Annotated in this window: 25 protein-coding genes; 8 read left to right on the plus strand and 17 right to left on the minus strand. The window is 66.8% G+C overall.

The window, feature by feature from the left end:
• The 3 genes from fliF to GGR46_RS12080 form a co-directional block, all read right to left on the minus strand.
• Positions 1–1608 (minus strand): flagellar basal-body MS-ring/collar protein FliF, encoded by a 1608-nt coding sequence (fliF, locus tag GGR46_RS12070; RefSeq protein WP_183997992.1) that lies wholly within the window; start codon positions 1606–1608, stop codon positions 1–3.
• A 231-nt stretch (positions 1609–1839) separates the two neighbouring features.
• Positions 1840–2502, minus strand: a complete 663-nt coding sequence (locus GGR46_RS12075) for a FliH/SctL family protein (protein ID WP_183997994.1) — start codon at positions 2500–2502, stop codon at positions 1840–1842.
• 12 nt (positions 2503–2514) lie between these two features.
• Positions 2515–3549, minus strand: a complete 1035-nt coding sequence (locus GGR46_RS12080) for a flagellar motor switch protein FliG (RefSeq protein ID WP_183997996.1) — start codon at positions 3547–3549, stop codon at positions 2515–2517.
• A gap of 159 nt (positions 3550–3708) precedes the next feature.
• Between GGR46_RS12080 and GGR46_RS12085 the strand changes: the two genes are divergently transcribed.
• Positions 3709–6429 (plus strand): NHL repeat-containing protein, encoded by a 2721-nt coding sequence (locus GGR46_RS12085; RefSeq protein ID WP_246426046.1) that lies wholly within the window; start codon positions 3709–3711, stop codon positions 6427–6429.
• Positions 6430–6433: 4 nt separating this feature from the next.
• Complete coding sequence (locus GGR46_RS12090; RefSeq protein WP_183998000.1) at positions 6434–6844, plus strand: flagellar basal body protein; 411 nt, start codon at positions 6434–6436, stop codon at positions 6842–6844.
• Positions 6845–6919: 75 nt separating this feature from the next.
• Here the strand turns inward: GGR46_RS12090 and GGR46_RS25420 are convergent, their stop codons facing one another.
• Genes GGR46_RS25420 through GGR46_RS12110 form a run of 4 tightly spaced genes read right to left on the minus strand, consistent with a single transcriptional unit; the run spans position 6920 to position 9351 of the window.
• Positions 6920–7591 carry an endonuclease domain-containing protein gene (locus GGR46_RS25420; RefSeq protein WP_246426047.1) on the minus strand — a complete coding sequence of 224 codons (672 nt, stop codon included), beginning with the start codon at positions 7589–7591 and terminating at the stop codon, positions 6920–6922.
• Positions 7524–7949 carry a flagellar protein FlgN gene (locus GGR46_RS12100; protein WP_183998002.1) on the minus strand — a complete coding sequence of 142 codons (426 nt, stop codon included), beginning with the start codon at positions 7947–7949 and terminating at the stop codon, positions 7524–7526. The genes GGR46_RS25420 and GGR46_RS12100 overlap by 68 nt, the downstream gene beginning before the upstream one ends.
• Positions 7949–8269: a rod-binding protein gene (locus GGR46_RS12105; RefSeq protein ID WP_183998004.1), complete on the minus strand. Its 321-nt coding sequence runs from the start codon at positions 8267–8269 to the stop codon at positions 7949–7951. Before GGR46_RS12105 ends, GGR46_RS12100 begins: the two co-directional genes overlap by 1 nt.
• Positions 8269–9351, minus strand: a complete 1083-nt coding sequence (locus GGR46_RS12110) for a flagellar basal body P-ring protein FlgI (protein WP_246426048.1) — start codon at positions 9349–9351, stop codon at positions 8269–8271. The genes GGR46_RS12105 and GGR46_RS12110 overlap by 1 nt, the downstream gene beginning before the upstream one ends.
• Before the next feature lie 101 nt (positions 9352–9452).
• Here GGR46_RS12110 and GGR46_RS12115 point away from each other — a divergent pair, with 101 nt between their 5' ends.
• From GGR46_RS12115 to GGR46_RS12125, 3 genes are all read left to right on the plus strand, one after another.
• Complete coding sequence (locus GGR46_RS12115; RefSeq protein ID WP_183998008.1) at positions 9453–9875, plus strand: flagellar assembly protein FliX; 423 nt, start codon at positions 9453–9455, stop codon at positions 9873–9875.
• A gap of 185 nt (positions 9876–10060) precedes the next feature.
• Positions 10061–10474, plus strand: a complete 414-nt coding sequence (locus tag GGR46_RS12120) for a DUF2147 domain-containing protein (protein ID WP_183998010.1) — start codon at positions 10061–10063, stop codon at positions 10472–10474.
• Between the two features lie 56 nt (positions 10475–10530).
• Positions 10531–11832, plus strand: a complete 1302-nt coding sequence (locus GGR46_RS12125) for an OmpP1/FadL family transporter (protein WP_183998012.1) — start codon at positions 10531–10533, stop codon at positions 11830–11832.
• 31 nt (positions 11833–11863) lie between these two features.
• Here GGR46_RS12125 and flhB read toward each other — a convergent pair whose 3' ends face one another.
• From flhB to flgC, 5 genes are read right to left on the minus strand one after another with little or no spacing between them, the layout of a single operon-like run.
• Positions 11864–12934, minus strand: a complete 1071-nt coding sequence (flhB, locus tag GGR46_RS12130) for a flagellar biosynthesis protein FlhB (protein ID WP_183998014.1) — start codon at positions 12932–12934, stop codon at positions 11864–11866.
• Positions 12934–13692, minus strand: a complete 759-nt coding sequence (fliR, locus tag GGR46_RS12135) for a flagellar biosynthetic protein FliR (RefSeq protein WP_183998016.1) — start codon at positions 13690–13692, stop codon at positions 12934–12936. The genes flhB and fliR overlap by 1 nt, the downstream gene beginning before the upstream one ends.
• Positions 13689–13937 (minus strand): flagellar biosynthetic protein FliQ, encoded by a 249-nt coding sequence (locus GGR46_RS12140; protein ID WP_425506551.1) that lies wholly within the window; start codon positions 13935–13937, stop codon positions 13689–13691. Before GGR46_RS12140 ends, fliR begins: the two co-directional genes overlap by 4 nt.
• Positions 13938–13960: 23 nt before the next feature.
• Positions 13961–14278, minus strand: a complete 318-nt coding sequence (fliE, locus tag GGR46_RS12145; RefSeq protein WP_183998021.1) for a flagellar hook-basal body complex protein FliE — start codon at positions 14276–14278, stop codon at positions 13961–13963.
• A gap of 12 nt (positions 14279–14290) precedes the next feature.
• Positions 14291–14698: a flagellar basal body rod protein FlgC gene (flgC, locus tag GGR46_RS12150; protein ID WP_183998023.1), complete on the minus strand. Its 408-nt coding sequence runs from the start codon at positions 14696–14698 to the stop codon at positions 14291–14293.
• Positions 14699–14814: 116 nt separating this feature from the next.
• Between flgC and GGR46_RS12155 the strand changes: the two genes are divergently transcribed.
• Genes GGR46_RS12155 through fliP form a run of 3 tightly spaced genes read left to right on the plus strand, consistent with a single transcriptional unit; the run spans position 14815 to position 16395 of the window.
• On the plus strand, positions 14815–15051 hold the full coding sequence (locus GGR46_RS12155; protein WP_183998025.1) for a FliM/FliN family flagellar motor switch protein: 237 nt from the start codon (positions 14815–14817) through the stop codon (positions 15049–15051).
• Positions 15051–15656: a FliO/MopB family protein gene (locus GGR46_RS12160; RefSeq protein WP_183998027.1), complete on the plus strand. Its 606-nt coding sequence runs from the start codon at positions 15051–15053 to the stop codon at positions 15654–15656. Before GGR46_RS12155 ends, GGR46_RS12160 begins: the two co-directional genes overlap by 1 nt.
• Positions 15649–16395, plus strand: a complete 747-nt coding sequence (gene fliP / locus GGR46_RS12165) for a flagellar type III secretion system pore protein FliP (protein WP_183998029.1) — start codon at positions 15649–15651, stop codon at positions 16393–16395. The genes GGR46_RS12160 and fliP overlap by 8 nt, the downstream gene beginning before the upstream one ends.
• An 86-nt stretch (positions 16396–16481) precedes the next feature.
• Here fliP and GGR46_RS12170 read toward each other — a convergent pair whose 3' ends face one another.
• The 5 genes from GGR46_RS12170 to GGR46_RS12190 form a co-directional block, all read right to left on the minus strand.
• Positions 16482–16850 (minus strand): VOC family protein, encoded by a 369-nt coding sequence (locus GGR46_RS12170; protein ID WP_183998031.1) that lies wholly within the window; start codon positions 16848–16850, stop codon positions 16482–16484.
• An 85-nt stretch (positions 16851–16935) separates the two neighbouring features.
• Entirely contained in the window at positions 16936–17625 is a 690-nt protein-coding gene (locus tag GGR46_RS12175; RefSeq protein WP_183998033.1) for a helix-turn-helix transcriptional regulator, read from the minus strand.
• A gap of 89 nt (positions 17626–17714) precedes the next feature.
• On the minus strand, positions 17715–18332 hold the full coding sequence (locus GGR46_RS12180) for a PilZ domain-containing protein (RefSeq protein ID WP_183998035.1): 618 nt from the start codon (positions 18330–18332) through the stop codon (positions 17715–17717).
• A gap of 88 nt (positions 18333–18420) precedes the next feature.
• Positions 18421–18873, minus strand: a complete 453-nt coding sequence (locus GGR46_RS12185) for a hypothetical protein (protein ID WP_183998037.1) — start codon at positions 18871–18873, stop codon at positions 18421–18423.
• A gap of 11 nt (positions 18874–18884) precedes the next feature.
• Positions 18885–19739, minus strand: a complete 855-nt coding sequence (locus GGR46_RS12190) for a flagellar motor protein MotB (RefSeq protein ID WP_183998039.1) — start codon at positions 19737–19739, stop codon at positions 18885–18887.
• Position 19740 lies beyond the last annotated feature (1 nt).

Genomic DNA, 19740 nt, shown 5'->3' on the forward strand with positions numbered 1-19740 from the left:
CTATGCGTTCATCCACTGACGGATCACCGAGGCCGCTTCGGGCGGGCTGGCGGAGATCGCGTCCCCGATGCGCTTGAGCGCGGAGAGTTTGATGCGGCCGTCGACCTGGGCGAGCGCGATCTCCTGATCGAGCTGCGGCACGTCCGGGGTCATCGCCTCGAGCTGGGCCATCGCCTCGGTATCGCCGTCCGCGGCGCGCTCGGCGAGCGCGAGCATCTCGGGCGAATGGGTCGGGGCAAGCGTGGCCTGGGCTTCGGTGGCGTCGAGCGGAGCGACGACCTTCGGCTTGAGCATGCGGATGGCGATAAGGCCGACCACACCGATCACGACGAGCTGGAGCAGGCCCCAGATCCGGTCCATCGGCAGCGAGGAGAGGAAGCTCGTCGTGGCGTCGGCAGGTGCCTCGCCGGTGTTGAACTTCATGCTCTCGACGACGACGCTGTCGCCACGCTGGGTGTCGGCGCCCACGGCATTCTCGACCAGGCGCTGCAGGCGGTCGATCTGCGGCTGGGGCAGGCCCTTGTCGCCGCCATCGACCATCACCGCGACGCTCAGGCGGGTTACCTTGCCCGGTGTGCGGACGGTGACCGTCTTGGTCGAGCTGTTGTCGTAGGTCGTGTCTTCAGACGTCTGGTTGCTGCCCGACTGGCGCGAGGTGCCCGGCGCATTGGCGGCTGCGGTCTGCGCGGCGGGCAGCTGGTTGCCGACCGAGGCAGTCTGCTGACCGGCGTCGGTCTCGCGGTTCTGCTCGCCGGTCTCCACGCTCACCTGGCGCGAGATCACCTGCTTGTCGGGATCGAAGACGTTCGATTCCTCGCGCGACTGGTCGCGGTCGATCTGGGCCGACACTTCGGCGCGGACCTTGCCCTGGCCGACGATTGGTTCGAGCAACGACTCGATCTCGTCGCGCAGCTTGCCTTCTACCGCCTGCTGGCGCTGGTCGGCATCGCCGGCGCTGGCCGTGCTGGGATCGCCGGCACGGGCGAGCAGCGCGCCGGTCTGGTCGACGACCGAGACGGCATCGGGCGAAAGCTCGGGGACCGAGGAGGAGACGAGGTAGCGGATCGAGGCGACGGTCTCGCTCGGGATGCGGCCGCGCGTCTTGACGGTGACCGCCGCGGTCGCCTTGCGGCTCTCCTCGGCGAACATCGCGCGCTCGGGCATCACGATATGGACGCGGGCGGCGCTGACGTTCTGGATCGTCTGGATCGACTTGGCCAGCTCGCCCTCGACCGCGCGGGTCTCGTTCATCTTGGCGCGGCTGGCGGAGACGCCGAAGGGCTGCTCCTCGTCGAGCACCTCATAGCCGATCTTGCCGCCCAGCTTCTCGCCGGCCATGCCCATGCGGAGCTCGGCCAGCTTGTCCTGCGGCGCCATGATCGAGGTGCCGTCGGCCGAGAGCTGGAACTCGACATTCTGCGCCTTGAGCTTCTCGGTGATCGCCGCAGCGGCCGAGGGATCGAGGTCGGTGTAGAGATAGCCCATGCTCGGGTTCGAGCCGCGGGTAGCGACGAAGGCCAGGGCAGCGAGCAGCGCGAGCGCCACTCCTCCCATCAGCATCAGCCGCTTGGGGCCGATCTGGCCCACCAGGTTTTTGATCGCTTCCAATGTCGCCCCGTTGGGTAGAACTGGTGAGGCGGATGCCCCTTGCGATCATTATAGAGGGGTGGGGGAGGCGGCAGTTTTTGCCGGGGGAAATTTTTGCCTAGTGGGTTCTACCCACGCGCTTTTCCTCAGAATCGTCATCCCGGCGAAAGCCGGGATCTCGTGCCGCGGGCCGTACGCCTGCCGCCTGAGATCCCGGCTTTCGCCGGGATGACGGATGTTCAGTTGGAGAGCTTACGCCGCCTTGAGCAGCGTCTCGAGCTCGCCGAGGACTGCCGCGCGGCGCGCGGTGGCGTCGAGGGCGAGGCCGCCTTCTTCCCAACCGATACGGGCATCGCCCACCGGGATCGTCTCGTCGGGCACCACCATCAGGTTGAGCTTGCGGCGATCGCGCGACTGGCGGTCGGCGATGCGCCCCTCGATATCGTCGAGCAGGTCGGGATGGACGCGGATCTGCAGCTCGGTGCCGCGCGCGACCTGGCCGAGCGCCCGGCCGATCGCCTCGTCGATCGCCAGGCCCGGCGCCACTTCGAGCGCGCGGCCGGCGATCAGCTCGGCGGCGGCGAGCGCCACTTCGGCAGCCTCGCCAGTCACCCGCTCGGAGACCTGGCCGAAATGGGCCTCGATGCCCTCGATCCCGGCCTGCAACGCATCGACCGCGCTCAGCAGCGCCACTTCGCGCTCGTTGCGCGCCTGGGCGAGCCCGGCCTCGTAGCCTTGAGCCCGCGCCAGCGCGAGCGACGATTCCTGCTCGGCGCGCAGCAGCGCCAGTTCGGCGCGCAGCGTCGCGACCTCGAGCGTGGCGTCGGGCCCGATCGGCCCGCCCTTGCCCGGCGGCACCGCGAAGATGCGGTCGAAACCGAAACGCTCGACATTCACATGGGCGTGCATGCTCATCGGCTATGTTCCTTAGATGATCATCGCATCGTCGGACTTGGGGTCGACGAGCAGAATCTCGCCGCGGTCCGCCAGGTCCTTGGCCAGGCGCACCAGCGCCGACTGTGCTTCCTCGCAATCGCGGGCACGCACCGGGCCCATGCCCGCCATGTCCTCGCGCAGCAGCTTGGCGGCACGCTCGGTCATTGCACCGAAGAACAGCTGCTTCAGGCTGTCCGGGGCACCCTTCAGGGCCAGCGCCATCTGGCGCTTGTCGGCGCTGCGGACGATCGCGGCGATCGCCGGCGGCAGCAGGTTGCCCAGGTCCTCGAAGGTGAACATGAGGGCGCGGATCCGCTCGGCGCTTTCCGGCGCCCTGTTGTCCAGCGCGTTGAGCATCGCTTCCTCGGTCGAGCGGTCGAGCGAGTTGAACAGCTCGGCCATCGCCTCGTGCGGATCGCGCTTCTGCGAGCGCGACAGGTTGGTCATGAACTCACTCTTCAGCGTCTGTTCGACCTGGTTGATCACGTCCTTCTGGACCGTCTCCATGCGCAGCATACGCATCACCACGTCGACCGAGAATTCACGCGGCAGCTCGGCGAGCACGCGGGCCGAATGGTCGGGGCGCAGCTTGGAGAGGATCACCGCCACGGTCTGCGGATATTCGTGCTTGAGCGCGCCGGCGAGGACGCTTTCCGAGACGTTGGACAGCTTGTCCCACATCGTGCGACCCGAGGGACCACGGATGTCCTCCATGATTTCCTTCACCTTCTCGCTCGGCAGGATGCCGGCGAGCAGGCGCTCGGTGGTCTCGTAGCTGCCGTGCATCGACGACATCGAGGCGATCTCACTGGTGAACTGGACGAGCAGATGCTCGACGACCGGCGCCGGAATCCGGCCGAGCCCGGCGATGGTCGAGGACAGTTCCTTCACCTCGTCGGTGGTCAGCTGCTCCCAGATCGGGGCGCCATGCTCCTTGCCAAGGGCCAGCATCAGCGCGGCTGCGCGCTGCGGGCCGCTGAAGCGCTTCAGTTCGGGCGGTTCGGCAATCGGCGCCATCACGGTCATTTTTTTCGTTTCCCTCGCGAAAAAATTGCGCCCGTACACACGGATGGGGGCGGCTTTCCCTCTATTATAGAACCGAGCAAAGCGAGGCGGAGCGCGATGACGGTTAATTTATCTGGTAGTCTGATCGGCTTAAGTATTCTGACGGGGTCGAGTTCGACGATGACCTCGGCGGTCTCCGCGATCACCTATGACAGCAAGGCCGTGCGCGCGGCCAAGGCGGCGTTCACCACCGCGGCCACCGTCGCGCCGTGGAAGAGCGGCACTGCGCTGCCGGTCAACGCCAGCCAGGTCGCCTCGATCACCGCGCTGCGCACGATCATCACGCCCGCGACCACCGACAGCAGCGGCAGCTATCTTCCCAAGGACATCCAGACCAGCTTCACCGCCTATCAGGCGCTCGACAAGCTGCGCGTGCTGGCCGAGACGGCGAGCTCCAAGACGACTTCGGATGCCCAGCGCGCCGCGCTGCAGAAGACCTTCCTCAAGGGGCTGGACGATCTCCAGACCTATCTGAGCACTGCGCCGTCGGACCTGGTCAAGCTCGCCTATGGCAAGCCGGCTTCGACCGCGACGTCGAACAAGCTCGCCGCGACCGACGTCTATGCGACCGAGGGCAAGGGCCTGGTCAAGGCGCGCACCGATGCGATCCCGGGCCTCACCGGCACCGAGACCTTCTCGATCACGCTGAGCAAGCCGGGCGCCGCTGCGCAGACGGTCAATGTCGATCTGTCGACCGGCCCGCAGCCGCCGACGCTCGATTCCGTCGCGGCCCAGTTCAACGCCGCGATCGGCGCGATCCCCAATCTCCAGGCCGACGGCACGCCGCAGCTCGATGCGAACGGCAATACCGTGCCGCGCTGGAAATCGACCTTCAAGGTCACCAACGAGAGCGGCAAGTGGGGCTTCAGCCTGTCGAACCCGACGGGCATCGAGCAGGTCACGCTCGACCAGACCAACGCCAAGGATGCGATCGTCGTCGCGACCGGCCAGACCGCGCTCGACGCGCCCAGCTCGACCCAGCTCTTCCGTCTCGACGATCCCACCGGCGCCAACACGCGCACTGCGATGGGCACGATCCAGGCGCTCGATCGCCAGGCGACCGCGCAGAATGTCGCGGCCAAGAAGACGACCACCGTCACCACGACCACGACCGATCTCGATGGCAAGGTAAAGACGGTCAAGACCGAGACGAGCAACGTCTACGCCAATACCGATGCCGCCTCGGTCGTCACCGATGCGCAGGGTAACAGCTATATCGTCGGCACCACCAAGGGCGACCTTGGCGCGAACCTGTCGGACGGCGACAACAACCTGTTCCTCACCAAGGTGGACGGCGCGGGCAATGTCGTGTGGCAGCGCAGCCTGGGCGCCACCGGCTCGTCGACCGGCGCGGCGGTCAGCCTCGGGGCCGATGGCAGCATCGTCGTGGCCGGCACCGTCACCGGCAGCTTCGGCGGCGCTTCCACCGATGGCGACATGGTCGTCGCCAAATATGCGGCGAACGGCGACGAGAAATTCTCCACCGTGGTCCGTTCCGGCGGCACCGACGTGGCCAAGTCGGTCGCGGTCGGTGCGGACGGCTCGATCTATGTCGGCGGCCGCATCGCCACCGGCAATGACGGCTTCATCGCCCGCATCGATACCAGCGGCAAGATCGCCGAGCGCCGCACCATCACCGGTGCGGGCAGCGACAGCGTCAACGCGCTGGCGGTCGACAATGACGGCAACGTCCTCGCGCTCGTCTCGCATGACGGCAATGCCGAGCTGATGAAGATGCAGGGCGGGGCGCTCGGCACCGATCTCGGCAGCATCAGCCTGGGCGCCGCCGATGCACGCGTGCTCGCCGTCGCCGATGACGGCACGATCGGCGTGGGTGGCGCGACCTCGAGCGCGCTCTCGGGCAGCCAGGTCAACGGGATCAGCGGCAACCGCGACGGCTTCGTCACGCGGATCGACGCCAATCTGTCGAACGCCAGCACCACCTATATCGGCTCCTCGGCCGACGATCAGGTTGACAGCATCGCCTTCATGAACGGCGAGCTCTATGCCGGCGGCCGCACCACCGGCGATCTGGCGACGACCCGTCGCGGCCCGACCGACGGCTTCGTCACCCGCATCGACGCGTCGACCGGCGCTGTCGAGAACACCACCCAGTTCGGCCAGGCGCTGCTGCGCACCGAGCCGGTCCGCATCTCTGCCGACACCGGCGGCGCCAGCGCGGTCTCGGCGCTGGGCTTCGGCCGCGGCACGATCAACGCCGTCGCCTCGAGCAAGGTGACCACGCAGACCGGGCTCAAGGCCGGCGACTATTTCTCGTTCAAGGCCGATGACGGCGCGGTCCGCAAGCTGACCATCCTCGCCGACGATACGCTCCAGTCGATCGCCACCCGCATGTCGGGCATGCTCGGCGCGTCGAAGGGCAGCGTCACTGCCACCACGGTCGATGGCGTCCAGCAGCTGCGCATCACGATGAAGGCGGGGCATTCGCTTCAGCTTCTGCCCGGTACCGGCGAAACCGACGCGCTGGCCAAGCTCGGCATCGATCCGCAGCGCATTGCCACCCAGGCTCCGGTCTCGAGCAACGCGCCCAAGGTCCGCCCGGGCGGCAGCTATGGCCTCGATCTCGGCGAAGGGCTCAGCCTGACCAACCTCGACATGGCCAAGGTCGCGCTCGGCAAGATCAACGACGCGATCTCGATGACCCAGACCGCCTATCGCTCGCTCTATTGGGACGATGCGAAGACGACTTTGGTCGATGGCACCAAGCGCAATACCGCCACCGGCACGCAGAGCACCGCGATCGTCAACGCGCAGCTCGCCAATTATCAGGCGGCGCTCGATCGCCTGACCAGCTCCACTCCTTCCTCTTACGGATTCTGATCGCATGGACATGCCTCCGATCCTCGCCGGCATCCGCCGCCAGATGGACAATCTCTCCGATCGCCAGCGCGTGATCGCCCAGAACATCGCCAACAGCGAGACGCCGGGCTTCAAGGCGCGCACGGTCGAGGACGCCGATTTCTCCGACCTGGTCGGCAGCAGCGGCGGCATCACGATCGCCAAGCCGCGCGTGCAGCTGACTGCGGGCATGAAGGGCCTGGGCGCGATCCAGCCGGCCGGCGCCGGCATCGTGCTCGACAAGGACATCAGCGAGACCAAGCCCGACGGCAACAACGTCACGCTCGAAGACCAGCTGCTCAAGCTCGGCCAGGTCCAGGCGGACTTCACCGCGATGACCAACCTGTACCGCAAGCAGATCAGCATGCTGAAGACCGCGGTGGGCAAGGGCGGCTAAGCGCTTCTTTCGGTTGAGGAAACGAGAAGGCCCGCGAGCGATCGCGGGCCTTTTCTTTGTCTTAGCCCTCTCTTCTTAGCCCTCTCCCGCTTGCGGGAGAGGGTTGGGTGAGGGTGAGAGCTGGGCGCCAGGCATTGCCGCTAGCTTGAGCCGAATGGCCTCCACCACCCCGTCTAAATTCTCGATCACATCGCTGTTCCAAAACCGCACCATCGAATAGCCGGCGCGTTCCAGATAGGTCGTCCGTTCCCGATCTACCTGTTCGCCATGCTGGCTACCGTCCAGCTCCACCACCAGCCGCTTCTCCACGCACAGGAAATCGACGACGAACGGACCGATCGTCGCCTGGAAGCGGAACTTGTGGCTATCGAGCTGGCGGTTGCGAAGCGCGGCCAGAGCAGGCGCTCGACATCGGTCGCCTCTTTTCGCAGGCGCCGGGCATGCGGATTGGTGGGCCGTATCGCGGGCACCTGGGCAGAGTAACCCAGCTTGCACCCTCACCCAACCATCATCAGGTAAACAGCGCCCCGCGCTGTTTAGGTCATGCCGGGGGCATGACCGACCTGATGATCCCGCAAGCGGGAGAGGGCTTTTAGTTGGCCGAAACGCCAGAAACCCACCGAAGCCCGTTTGTGGCGAGCCCGGTGGGTATCGCGACCCTTGGGAACTTTGGCGCCGCTTACAGCCGCGCGTTGATCGAGATCGGGGCGGGGGCCTCGCTCGCCGCCAGGCCGCCGCACGCGCCATAGACGGTGTTGCGGGTACCAGTCAGGCGCTGCGCCTCGGCGGCGATCGCGCCCATCATGTCGGTCGAGAGCTCGATCTGGCGCTTGAGAATCTGTGCGTTGACGCTCGAGGCGTCGCGCAGGCAGCGGCTCGCCTCGGCGAGCTGCTCGCGTGCCTCGGGTGCGAGCCGCTCGGCCCAGTCGTCCGGCGCCTCGCGCTTCATCCGCGCCACCTCGGCCTCGATCCGGCCGGTGAGGCGCAGCTTGACCTGGGCGATCTCGGGCATTTCGGGGAAATAGGGCGCCTTGGCCAGCTGCTCGCTTTCCTCCTCCATGATGTGGGTGAGGGACACCATCGCGTCGATGAGCTGCTCGGTCATTATTTGTTACCCTGCTGGAGCTTGATGATCTGGTCGAGCACGACCGGCGCCAGGCCGATCCCGCCCCGGTTGGCGATCGAGGCGCCGAGCTTCTCGGCCATGATGCCGCGGAACATCTCTTCGCCGTGACCGCCGGAGAATTCGCCATCGCCCTGCGGCACGCTCTCGAGCATGATCTGGGTCATCTGGCCGAGGAACACCGCCTCGAAATTCTTCGCGGTCTCGCGGTTCTTGGCGTCGGCCTTGGACTCGGGGGCCTTGGGACCGGTCGCCGCCTGCGGCGGGAGCTGCGGCCCCTGCACGGAAGTCACGTCGCGCATCACTGCACCTCGATATCGGCCTGGAGGGCGCCGGCGGTCTTGATCGCCTGAAGGATGGTGATCAGGTCGCGCGGGCTGACGCCCAGCGTGTTGAGCCCGCTCACCAGCGTCTGCAGGCTGGCGCCGTCGACCATGGCGAGGCTGGCGCCGTTGCCGTCGTTCACCTGCACGTTGGTGCGCGGCACCACCGTGGTCTGGCCGTTGGAGAAGGGCGCGGGCTGCGAGACCTGCGGGCTCTCGGTCACGGTGATGGTCAGGCCGCCCTGGGCGATCGCCACCGGGGTGATGCGGACATCGGCGTTCATCACGACGGTGCCCGAAGCCTCGTTGATCACCACACGGGCCGGCTGGTCGACCTTGATCTGCAGCTCGCCGATGCGAGTGACCAGATCGATCACGTTGCCGACGAAGTTCTGGCCCGGAGTCAGCTGCACCGTCGCCGGATCGAGCACCGTGGCGCTGCCGGGATATTTGGCGTTGATCGCCGCCGCGATGCGGTCGGCGGTGGCGAAGTCGGGGTTCTTGAGGGCGAGCTTCAGGCTGCTGGCGGAGAGCAGCGAATAGGGGACCTCGCGCTCGATGATCGCCCCGCCGGCGATGCGCGCCGAGGTGGTCACGCCGCGGCTGACATTGGCTGCCGCGCCCTGCGCCTTGAAGCCGGAAACGGCGACATTGCCCTGGGCGACCGCATAGATCTCGCCATCGAGGCCGCGCAGCGAGGAAACGATCAGCGTGCCTCCCTGCAGGCTGGTCGCGTCGCCCAGCGCCGAGACCTGGACGTCGATGTGCGAGCCGGCGCGCGAGAAGGGCGGCATCGTGGCGGTGATCGAGACGGCGGCGACGTTCAGCGTCTTCATCTCGGTGCCGCGGATGTTCACGCCCATGCGCTCGAGCATGGCCTGCATCGATTCCTCGGTGAACGGCGTGTTGCGCAGGCGATCGCCCGTGCCGGCGAGGCCGACGACGAGGCCATAGCCTACGAGCTGGTTGTCGCGGACGTTCTCGACATTGATCACGTCCTTGATGCGCGTCTGCGCCATTGCGGCGGGCGTGGTGCCCAGCATGGCAAGCAGGGCGATCATGGGAGCGGCGAAGCGCAGCATATAACCCCTGGAAGTGGAAAATTTCCGATAATTCTCTTATAGGATAGAGGTAGGCAAAAAGTGCCCGAGGACGAGATTTCGTGCGTATCGAGAACCTTCAAGCGCCCCTGCTGAACAGCCTGATGGCTGCGCTGCCCAAGGTCGCGTCCGGCTTCTCGGTGAAGGAGGGCGAACTGCCCGCCGCGCCGGCGCCCGTACCCCAGGGGACCAACGCCGCCCAGGCGCTCAACCCCTCGGTCGCGATGCTCGTCACGCTCGCCGCCGCCGATCCCGCGATCGAGCGCCGCCGCAAGCAGGCAGTCGACGCCCAGCGTGGCGTCGACATGCTCGACGGGCTCCACCGCGAGCTGGTCGCGGGCGTGGTCGCGCCGGAGCGGCTGCAGCAGATCGTCGAATGGTCGGAGAGCTTCCAGCATTCCGACGATCCCGTACTGGCCTCGATCCTGTCGGACATCGAGGTGCGTGTCCGAGTCGAGCTCGCCAAACTCGATCTTCAGGCCTGATCGGCGCGGCGGACTGCCGCTACGGCATCTGCGGCTTTTCCGTTTCAAATCAGAACCTAATTGCATACCCGGTTTTGGGAACCTAGGGAGTCTCCAGCGGTGTCGCGTTCGAAAGGGCGATACCGTTCCTTCCCATGACCGCCCGGCAGAGTGCGGCATGGAGACCCCTCGAGGAGAGTATGCCTATGTTGGCTTTGTTGTTGGGGCTCGCCGTCGCAGCCGCCCCTGCACCCCAGTCCGGCGACGCCGTGGTCGGCCGCTGGAAGACCCCCGTCCATAACGGTATCGTCGAGATCTCGCGTTGCGGCGCCTCGATCTGCGGCAAGATCGTCGGATCGGACAAGCTGCGCACCAATCCCAATCTCGCCGACGCCCGGAACAGCGACACCTCGCTGCGCAACCGCCGGCTGATGGGGCTGCAGATCCTGGGCGGCTTCAAGCTGCAGGGTGCCGGCTGGTACGGCGGCAAGATCTACAATGCCGAGGACGGCAAGACCTACAGCGCCGAGATCACCATGTCGGGCAACGACACGCTCAACCTGCGTGGCTGCGTGTTCAAGCCGTTCTGCCGTACCCAGACCTGGACCCGCGTGCGTTAACACGCGTTTCCGAGTTTCAGCGTTCGAGTTCAGTACCGCGTACAAGGATTACCCAAATGTCCCCCTACAAGACTTCGCTTGCCGCCGGCAGCGCGCTGTTCGCGCTTCTCGGCTTCTCTCAGGCTGCCCATGCCCAGGCCTTCTACCTCCAGGAACAGTCCGCCCGCGGCGCAGGCCGCGCCTTCTCGGGTGAGGCGGCCGACACCGGCTCGGCCTCGATCTGGTGGAACCCCGCCGCGATCGGCGGCCTCGAGGACGGGGACGCGACGATCTCCGCATCGGTGATCCTGCCGCGCGGCGAAGTCGTCGACAGCGGCACGCTGATCGTCCGCCCCGGCCAGCCGGCCGCGCCGATCGGCGGCAACGGCGTCACCCGCAATCCGATCAACAACGGCGTGCTCCCCTCGGGTGCCATCGCGATTCCGATCACCAACCGCATCGCCTTCGGCGTGTCGGTCACGTCGCCGTTCAGCTTCACCACCGATTATCCGGCCGACAGCTGGGCGCGCTACAGCGCCGACAAGACCCGGCTGCGCACGATCGACATCCAGCCCACCGTCGCCATCGCGCCGACCGACTGGCTGCGCCTCGGTATCGGCCTCAATGTCGAATACACCGAAGCGAGCCTCGGCAATGCGCTGCCCAACCTCGCGGCGACGCTGCCCGACGGGCACCAGGAGCTCAAGGGCCATGGCTGGGATACCGGCTGGAGCGCCGGTGCGCAGGTTCACACCGGTCCGATCACCCTGGGCCTGAGCTACAAGTCCTCGATCGAGCATAACCTGACCGGCGATCTCGCGATCACCGGCCTGGTCGGCCCGTTGGCCACCTCGAACCTCCAGCTTTCGAATGTCTCGGCGCGCTTCTTCACCCCGTCGCAGGCGATCGGTGCGGTGCGCTTTGCCGCGACGAACAAGCTGACGCTCAACGCCCAGGTGATCCGCTATGGCTGGGACAAGTTCGACGCGATCCGCCTCGGAGTGCCGCTCAACACCGCGATCCCGGAGAATTACCGCACGAGTTGGAGCTATGCGGGCGGCCTCGACTATGCGGTCTCGCCCAAGCTGACGGTGCGCGCCGGCGTCCAGCGTGCGCTGACCCCGACCCAGGACGGCGAGCGTGATGCCCGTGTGCCGGATTCCGATCGCTGGAATTTCGGTCTGGGCGGCAGCTACGCGGCGAGCCGGAAGCTCGCGTTCGATCTCGCGGCGAACTATGTGACCTTTGCCGATGCGCCGATCGACCGCGTGACGGCGGCCTATGCGGGCACTGCCGCGCAGACGCCGATCCTCACCAATGGCGAGCTGCGCAACGCCAGTGCGGTGGTGCTCACCGCCGGGGCGCGGCTGAAGTTCTGAACCGATCTGAAGGATCGCGGGGAAGCGGCGCTCAGGCGCGCTTCTTCGCGATCTTCAGGACGTAGCTGATCACTTCCGCCACCGCCGCATAATGCTCCACCGGGATCGGGCGATCCAGGTCGGCGCTGGCATAGAGGGCGCGGGCGAGGGGGCGGTTCTCGACGAGCGGGATGTTGTTCTCGGTCGCGATCTCGCGGATCTTGAGCGCGATCGCGTCGACGCCCTTCGCAACCACCACCGGGGCGGCCATCTGGCCGTGATCGTACTGCAGCGCGACGGCATAGTGGGTCGGGTTGGTGATCACCACGCTCGCCTTGGGCACGTTCTGCATCATGCGGTTGCGCGAGCGCTGCATCTGGATCTGGCGGACCTTCGCCTTGATGTGCGGATCGCCCTCGCTCTGCTTGTGCTCGTCCTTGATCTCCTGGAGGCTCATGCGCATCCGCTTCATGAAGGCGCGGCGCTGCCAGATGAAGTCGAACAGGGCGAGCGCACCCACCAGCATCGCGATCGGGCGCAGCATCGAATAGACGATGCCGTGCGCCGCGGTGCCCACCTGCTGCAGGTCGGCCCCCACCATGGAATCGATCGTGGCGGCATGGGGCCATGCCAGATATGCCGCCACGCCACCGATCAGGCAGAGCTTGGCGAGCGTCTTGGCGAACTCGACCATCGCCTGCTTGCCGAACAGGCGCTTGGCGCCGTTCACCGGATTGAGCTTCGACCATTTGGGCTTCACCCGGCTCCAGCTGAGCATCGGCCGGCCCTGCAGGATGCCTCCGATCAGCGCGATGCCGAACAGGGTGGCGAGGATCGGGAGCAGGGCATGGGCAACCGCGCTCATCACGCCGGTCGCGAAATCCTCCGCACCCTGCGGCTCCATCCGGAAATCGTCGGCACTGCCCCATAGCCGCACGAACAGCGTGCCCATCAGCTGGAGCGTATAGACGCCCATGCCGCCCATCACGACGAGCATGCCGATGAACATCGCGGCATGCTTCATCTCGGGGGCCATGGGTACGTCGCCCTTCTCGCGGGCGTCCTCCAGCTTCTTGTCTGTTGGGTCGTGTGTCTTGTCTTCCTGGTCGCCGCCGCCGGACATCACCAGCCTCCCTGCATCGCGTCACCCATCGCACCGGCGAAGAAGGTGAGCATGGTGCCGAGGGTGGCGGCGGTCAGGCTGAGGCCGAGCAGCAGGTTGAGCGGCTGGGCGATGAAGAAGACCTGGATGGCGGGAGCGACGCGTGCGGAGACGCCGAGCGCGACGTTGAAGACGATGCCGTAGATGAGGAGCGGCGCGGCCAGGCTGACGCCGAGCATCATCGAGCGGGTGATCGCCTCGACCGCGAGCATCGCGAAATCATGGGCCGGCGGCATGCCACCGACCGGGAAGCTCTGATAGCTGTGGACGATCGCGCCCAGCCAGAGATGATGGACCTGCATGCCCATGCAGACCAGCGCAGCCGCCATCGCGACGAACTTGGAGAGCATCGGCGCGCTGCCGCTCTGCGCGGGATCGAAGATCACTGCGGAGGTCAGGCCGATCTGGGTCGAGATGATCGAGCCCGCCATCGAGACGGCGAAGAAGAGGATCTTGACGATCATGCCCATCGCCAGGCCGGTCATCAGCTCGGCGACCAGTATGGCGGGCAGGGCCGCGCCGGATTCCACCACCGCGCGGGCAGGCGCGCCGACCAGGCCGTACATCGCCGACGAAAGCCCGAAGGCGATCAGCAGCCGGATGCGGCCGGGGATCGCCTCGTCGCCGAAGACGGGCAGCAGCATGAGCACTGCGCCGACCCGGGCGAAGACGATGAAGAAGGCCGAGGCCTGCAGGGCGAGATCGGGTGGAAGCGTCATCCGCCGGTCACGATCAGGCCGCTGATCTTGGTCATGAAGTCGTTCAGGGCCGCGCCGATCGTCGGCAGCATCAACAGCAGCACCAGCCCCATCGCCAGAAGCTTGGGGACGAAGGTGAGCGTGGTTTCCTGGATCTGCGTCAGCGCCTGGAGCAGGCCGATGATGGTGCCCACGATCAGCGAGGTCAGCAGCAGCGGACCCGCGACGGTGAGCACCAGCATCAGCGCGCTCTGCGCCAATTGCATGACCTGCGACGGCAGCATCGTGGTTAGATCTGCATCCGCATGATGTCGGAATACGCGTTCACCACGCGGTCGCGCACGGCGACCATCGTGTCGAGCGCGGTCTCGGCGGCGCCGATCGCGGTGACCACGTCGATCAGGTCGCCCTTGCCGGCAACCTGCTGGGCCGAGGCCTTTTCGGCGGTGCGAAGCTGGTCGGCAGTGCCGGTGACCATGTCCTCGACCATCGCGCCGAACCCGCCGGCGCTGCCGCCCGACTTGATCGGGTCGGTCTTGCTGTTGGTACCGCCAATGCCGGCGACGCGGCCATAGGCCGACATCGCATCAAGTGCTCCGATGGACATTCCCTGTATCCTTTACTTGAGGAGATCGATGGTGCGCATCGTCAGGCTCTTGGCGGCCTCGATGGCATTGAGATTGGCTTCGTAGCTGCGCTGCGCCGCCTTCATGTCGGCCGTTTCGATCAGGCCGTTGACGTTGGGCTTGAGGACGTAGCCGTCCTTGTCCGCGGCCGGGTGGCCGGGCTGATAGACCTTGGTGAAGTCCGACTTGTCGTTCTCGATCGCCTTGACCTTCACGCCCATGCCGCCGCTCGAGCGATCGACCTCGGCCTTGAAGCTGGCGACGCGGCGGCGATAGGGATCGCCGCCCGGCGTATCGGCAACCGAGTCCTGGTTGGCCAGATTCTCCGCGATCACGCGCATGCGCAGCGACTGCGCGCGCAGGCCCGAGGCAGAGATGCCGAGCGAGGTCTTGAGGTCCATGATCGTCCTTCCCGAAGGCCCCGCAGGGCCGTTTCCTCCATTGTAGGCAAAAATTGCCGGGGTGGTCGCAGGGCACGGAAAAAAGGTTCCTATAAGTCATCCAGAAAGGAACACGCATGTCAGTGCTCGAAGGAATTATGGTCGAGATGTCGATCGTGCTGGGCTCGGCCAATGTGCCGATCCGCCAGGTTCTGCAGATGAGCCGCGGCGCGATGATCCCGCTGGAAAGCAGCCAGGACGATCCCTCGCTCGTGTACGTGAATGACGAGCTGGTCGCGAAGGGCGTGGTCCTGGTCGATGGCGAAGTGATGTCGCTCGAGATCACCGAACTCGTGAAGAAGCAGCGCCACTAATGGATATCCTGTCGATGCTGCGCACCATCGGTGCGCTCGGAATGGTGCTCGGCATGCTCGCCGGCGCCCTGTGGTTCGTGAAGCGCTATGACGTGAAGCTGCCGGGCCGGGTGACCAACTCGCGCCGCAAGCGGATCGAGATCGTCGAGCGCCTGTCGGTCGATGCCAAGCGCTCGGTCGCGCTGATCCGCCGCGACGGCATGGAGCATCTCGTGATGTTCGGCCCCGAGGGACAGTCGACGATCGAGACCGGCATCGCCGCGCCCGTGCCCGTCGAGCCGGAGGTGGCAAAGGAGCCGGAGCCGGTCGCGAACCTCGCCGAGGATCTCGCGGCGCTGCGCGGCAACTTCGCCAAGCTGGTCGAGCTGCCCAGAAAGATCGACCTGCCCAAGATCGAGCTCCCCAAGATCGAGCTTCCGACGAAGTTCGAGCTGCCGGCCGCCGTGCGCCGCGCCGCCAAGACGCCGGTTGCCGCCAAGGTGCGCCCGGCCAATGTCGTCGCCGCAGCCGCCCAGCAGCCGCCGCGTGCCCCGAAGCGGGTTCGCGAGCAGCGCAACACCACGCGGTGGAACCGCGCAGCGGTCCGGGCCGCACTCGATGCGTAAGCTCCTCGCGGCGCTGGTCGTCGCACTCGTCCTCCTGCCGGCTGAGGCTTTCGCCCAGTCCAAGGGGACGACGATCAACATCGGCGGTGCCGGCACCGGCGCGGATGGCGCGCTGTCGGCCAAGGCCATCCAGCTGGTGCTGATGCTGACGGTGCTCAGCCTGGCCCCGGGCCTGCTGATGACCGTCACCAGCTTCACCCGCATGGTGGTGGCGCTGTCGCTGCTGCGCACCGGCATCGGCGCGCCCGGCGTGCCGCCCAACCCGGTGATCATCAGCCTGGCGCTGTTCCTCAGCTTCTTCGTGATGGCGCCGACCTTCAACAAGGCATGGGAACAGGGCGTCGATCCCTATACCAAGGGCAAGATCACCGAGCAGGTCGCCTTCGAGCGGACCGCCGAGCCCTTCAAGAAGTTCATGCTCAGCCAGGTGCGGGACAGCGATCTCAAGCTGTTCGCCGATCTGGGGGGCAAGCCGATCCAGAACCGTGCCGAGACGCCGCTGACCACGCTGGCGCCGGCCTTCATGATCTCGGAGCTGCGCCGCGCCTTCGAGATCGGCTTCCTGCTGCTGCTGCCGTTCCTGGTCATCGACCTGGCGGTGTCGGCGGTGCTGATGGCGATGGGCATGATGATGCTGCCGCCACCAACGATATCCCTGCCGATGAAGATCATCTTCTTCGTGCTGGTGGATGGCTGGGCGCTGGTCGCCGGGTCGCTGGTCAAGAGCTTCGCGACATAGCGCGGAGCGGCCAAAGTTCAGGGAAGAAGGGCGGGTGCCGGGGGGCGCCCGCCCTTTTTGCTATGCGGAAGGCGAGGGCGCCTCGATCATGCTGCCGGCGGTGCGAACACGCGCAGCCGATGCCCATCGGGATCGCTCGCGACGAAGGTAGTGCCGAAGTTCATTGCAGTCGGCGGCTGGAGGATGCGCAGGCCGCGCCCCGCCCAGTCGGCATGGGTTGCCTCGACCGCCGCCTTGTCGGCCACGGCAAAGGCGATCTCGCTGGCGCCGGATTGGCCGCTCGCCGGCTCGACGGTTTCCTTTCCCCACAGGCCCAGGGTGACGCCGTCGCGCAGGGGCAGCATGGTGAAACCCGGCCTCTGGTCGAGGATCGGGGTATCGAGCAGCGAGCTGTAGAAGGTTGCGCTCGCGGCAGCGTCTTCGACGTGCAGGAGCAGGAAGTTGAAATTCGGCATGGAAATTCTCCTCATATCGGCGGCACGCGGGAGCGGCGCCGGCAGGGGAGGCCTAGAAGAACATGCTGTCAGTTATTGTCAGTAGTCATTGCTCAGGGATGCCGCGAAGGATGCGCCATTCCTTGAGCAGCACGGCACGGCGGCGTGGATAGCGCTCTGACGACGTCTCCAGTGCCGCGATGCGGTCGCATCTGAAATGGCGATAGCCGTCGCGCAGCTCGCACCAGGCGACGATGACCCGCACGCGATCGAAAAAGGCCAGCGCAACCGGCCAGACCGTCCGCTGCGTCGCATTGCCATGCTCGTCGGCATAGTCGATCCGCAGCTTGCGCTCGGTGCGGATCGCCTGGCGGATCGCGGCGAGTTCGTGGTCGCCGACCGCGATGGGTTCGCCGGGGCCGATCAACAGGCCCGATGCATCGATTCCATATTTGAGGTCATCGGGCAGCACGGCGCCGATCTTGGCCAGCACGTTGCGGGCCGCCTTGCCCAGTATCCCGTCGGCTCTATCCGATACCCAGCGCGAGCCGAGCACGAGCGCCTCGATTTCTTCCTCGGAGAACATCAGCGGCGGCAGCATGAAGCCCGGACGCAGGACATAGCCGATGCCCGCTTCGCCATCGATGTGCGCGCCCTGCGCCTTCAGGGTCTCGATGTCGCGATAGAGGGTGCGCAGGGAGATGCCGAGTTCCTCGGCCAGCACCGCGCCCGCGACGGCCCGGCGGTGTCGGCGCAGCACCTGGATCAGGTCGAGAAGGCGCTGTGCACGGGACATGGCTTGCTCTCACGGGATGGCGGAGAGAAGCATGCTGCCATAAATTGGCAGCGGGCGATATCCATTCGGATCGCCGGTCGGCCGAACGCTCAGCCGCGCGCGGCGGGACTGTCGAGCCAGGCCGAGAGCTCGGTATAGGAAATCGGATCGTGGAAGGCGACGCCGGCGAATTCGTCGTTGCTCCAGCGTGTGGTGCAGCGGCGCGTCGGCAGGCCCGGGATCATCAGGATCACCTCGCTGTCGGCGCGCAGGGTGCGCTGCAGGCGCAGGCAGGCGCCGCCCTGGGAGAGGTCGACGACGACGACATCGATCGAGCGGCCCAGCGAGTTGATCCGTGCCGGGATCTCGGCGGCGAAGCGCGGCGAGCGCGGGCGGACCGTCGCCGCCTCGATCTGCGGCTTGCCGAGGATCGCGTTGACGTCGGCCGGGGTGTCGAAGCGCACGCCGGCGCGGCCGCCCTTGGTCCAGGCGATCGCGCCCGTAAGCGTCTGGCCGCCGCGCAGCTCCACGCTGATCCGCATCGCCGGCAGCAGCGACGCGATCGTGTCGATCTGCATGCCCTGCTCGGAGATGTTGCGGACGCGGCAGAGCTGGCCGGGATTGCCCTCGTGGCTGAGCTTGCCGACGAGGAGGGTGGCTACGGCCCGCGGGGCACGCTCGATCCACTCGTCGCGGGTCTCGGCTGCGCTGGCGGGGTTGGCTTCCACGTTGTCCTCGATCGAAGTTGCGGGGTTCTTCGTATACTATAGCAGCGCGACCGGCCGGGCCGGGCGTTAACCACATAAAATACGTAGTTTACGCCGGGGTAGCCTGAGTGATCGCGACCTTGCGGACGACGCCGGCGCCGAACGCCTCCGCGGCCGAAGCCTCGACGACCTGGCGGAACTGCTCGAGGCCGGGCAGCAGCCCGTCCTTGCCCGCCGCCATCGGGGTCTTGAAGGTGCGCATGTTGATCGCGTGCAGCAGCAGCGGCAGGCGCTGGGTCACCTCGGACGACTTGTCCCTGGGTACCTCGAGGTTGAACTGGAACTGGACATAGCCGGTCAGCCGCCCGTCATCGGCGGAGACCAAGGGCGCGAGCAACTTGTCCACCGGCACGAACGTCGTCTCCACCGATTCCTCCGCCGCGGGCGCCTTGGCGGCCTGGGCGGGACGGGGGCCGAGCACCATCAAGGTGGCGAGCGCGGCGCCGCCGCCCAGGCCGATGCCGGCCAGCACGACGACGATCAGGAACAGGATCTTCTTCATGGCGCGGCTACTCAGAACTTGAAGCTGCTGTCGCTGGGCAGCGACGAGGCCTCGGCCTTGAGGACGATGGTGATCCGCCGGTTCTCCGGCCTATCGGGCTGGCCCGGGAACACCGGGCGCGTGCCGCCCATCGCGACGACCTCGGCGAAGCGGTCGGGCGTCATGCCCGATGCGATCATCGCCCGGCGCGCGGAAAGGGCGCGGGCGCCCGAGAGCTGCCAGTTGGCATCGCTCTGGCCGCCGCCCGAGGCATCGGTGTGCCCCTCGATCGCGATCTGGCCGCCCTGCTGGGCGAGCTTGGTCGCCGTCTTGGCGAGCAGCGCGCGGGCGAAGGGGTTGAGCTCGGCGGTGCCGGGGCGGAACATCGACTGCTTGTCGGTGTCCATCAGCGTGATGCGCATGCCGTCCCGGTCGGACTCGACCGCGACGTTCTTGCGGCCCTGGTCCTGCGGCGTGCTGTCGAGCGCGACCATCAGCTCGCTGGCGAGGACGCGCATCGAAGTGTCGGGCACATTGGCGGTGCCGCCGCGCGAGGCGCCGTTGGTCGCCGCCTCGGTGGTCGGCGTGCCGTTGGCGCGGCTGCTGTCGTTCGACGAGCGGCGCGCCTGGCCACCGGCGCCCTCGGACGTGCCCATGACGGGGGTCGAGGGCGCGGTGTCCGACACGGTCGGCGAGAAATAGGCGGCAAGGCCCTTGAGCCGCTGCTTGTCCGGGTTGGCGATGAGCCACAGCAGCATGAAGAACGCCATCATCGCGGTCACGAAGTCGGCATATGCGACTTTCCAGGCGCCGCCGTGGTGGGCGCCGGCGACCTTCTTGATCCGCTTGATGACGATCGGGCGATCATTGCTGCCGGGCATGGGCATC

Source organism: Sphingomonas kyeonggiensis, assembly GCF_014196745.1.
Taxonomy (GTDB): domain Bacteria; phylum Pseudomonadota; class Alphaproteobacteria; order Sphingomonadales; family Sphingomonadaceae; genus Sphingomonas; species Sphingomonas kyeonggiensis.

Coding starts and splice junctions, on each gene's coding strand:
- GGR46_RS12100 (WP_183998002.1), bottom strand. CDS start 7,949: ATGACCGAGCAGCTCATCGACGCGATGGTGTCCCTCACCCACATCATG.
- GGR46_RS12185 (WP_183998037.1), bottom strand. CDS start 18,873: ATGAAGAAGATCCTGTTCCTGATCGTCGTCGTGCTGGCCGGCATCGGC.
- fliR (WP_183998016.1), bottom strand. CDS start 13,692: ATGACGCTTCCACCCGATCTCGCCCTGCAGGCCTCGGCCTTCTTCATC.
- GGR46_RS12075 (WP_183997994.1), bottom strand. CDS start 2,502: ATGAGCATGCACGCCCATGTGAATGTCGAGCGTTTCGGTTTCGACCGC.
- GGR46_RS12110 (WP_246426048.1), bottom strand. CDS start 9,351: ATGATCGCCCTGCTTGCCATGCTGGGCACCACGCCCGCCGCAATGGCG.
- fliP (WP_183998029.1), top strand. CDS start 15,649: ATGCGTAAGCTCCTCGCGGCGCTGGTCGTCGCACTCGTCCTCCTGCCG.
- GGR46_RS12080 (WP_183997996.1), bottom strand. CDS start 3,549: ATGACCGTGATGGCGCCGATTGCCGAACCGCCCGAACTGAAGCGCTTC.
- flhB (WP_183998014.1), bottom strand. CDS start 12,934: ATGTCCGGCGGCGGCGACCAGGAAGACAAGACACACGACCCAACAGAC.
- GGR46_RS12120 (WP_183998010.1), top strand. CDS start 10,061: ATGTTGGCTTTGTTGTTGGGGCTCGCCGTCGCAGCCGCCCCTGCACCC.
- GGR46_RS12175 (WP_183998033.1), bottom strand. CDS start 17,625: ATGTCCCGTGCACAGCGCCTTCTCGACCTGATCCAGGTGCTGCGCCGA.
- GGR46_RS12140 (WP_425506551.1), bottom strand. CDS start 13,937: ATGCAATTGGCGCAGAGCGCGCTGATGCTGGTGCTCACCGTCGCGGGT.
- GGR46_RS12190 (WP_183998039.1), bottom strand. CDS start 19,739: ATGCCCATGCCCGGCAGCAATGATCGCCCGATCGTCATCAAGCGGATC.
- GGR46_RS12155 (WP_183998025.1), top strand. CDS start 14,815: ATGTCAGTGCTCGAAGGAATTATGGTCGAGATGTCGATCGTGCTGGGC.
- GGR46_RS25420 (WP_246426047.1), bottom strand. CDS start 7,591: ATGGCGCGTGCGGCGGCCTGGCGGCGAGCGAGGCCCCCGCCCCGATCT.
- GGR46_RS12105 (WP_183998004.1), bottom strand. CDS start 8,269: ATGCGCGACGTGACTTCCGTGCAGGGGCCGCAGCTCCCGCCGCAGGCG.
- GGR46_RS12125 (WP_183998012.1), top strand. CDS start 10,531: ATGTCCCCCTACAAGACTTCGCTTGCCGCCGGCAGCGCGCTGTTCGCG.
- flgC (WP_183998023.1), bottom strand. CDS start 14,698: ATGGACCTCAAGACCTCGCTCGGCATCTCTGCCTCGGGCCTGCGCGCG.
- GGR46_RS12085 (WP_246426046.1), top strand. CDS start 3,709: ATGACCTCGGCGGTCTCCGCGATCACCTATGACAGCAAGGCCGTGCGC.
- GGR46_RS12170 (WP_183998031.1), bottom strand. CDS start 16,850: ATGCCGAATTTCAACTTCCTGCTCCTGCACGTCGAAGACGCTGCCGCG.
- GGR46_RS12160 (WP_183998027.1), top strand. CDS start 15,051: ATGGATATCCTGTCGATGCTGCGCACCATCGGTGCGCTCGGAATGGTG.
- GGR46_RS12090 (WP_183998000.1), top strand. CDS start 6,434: ATGGACATGCCTCCGATCCTCGCCGGCATCCGCCGCCAGATGGACAAT.
- fliE (WP_183998021.1), bottom strand. CDS start 14,278: ATGTCCATCGGAGCACTTGATGCGATGTCGGCCTATGGCCGCGTCGCC.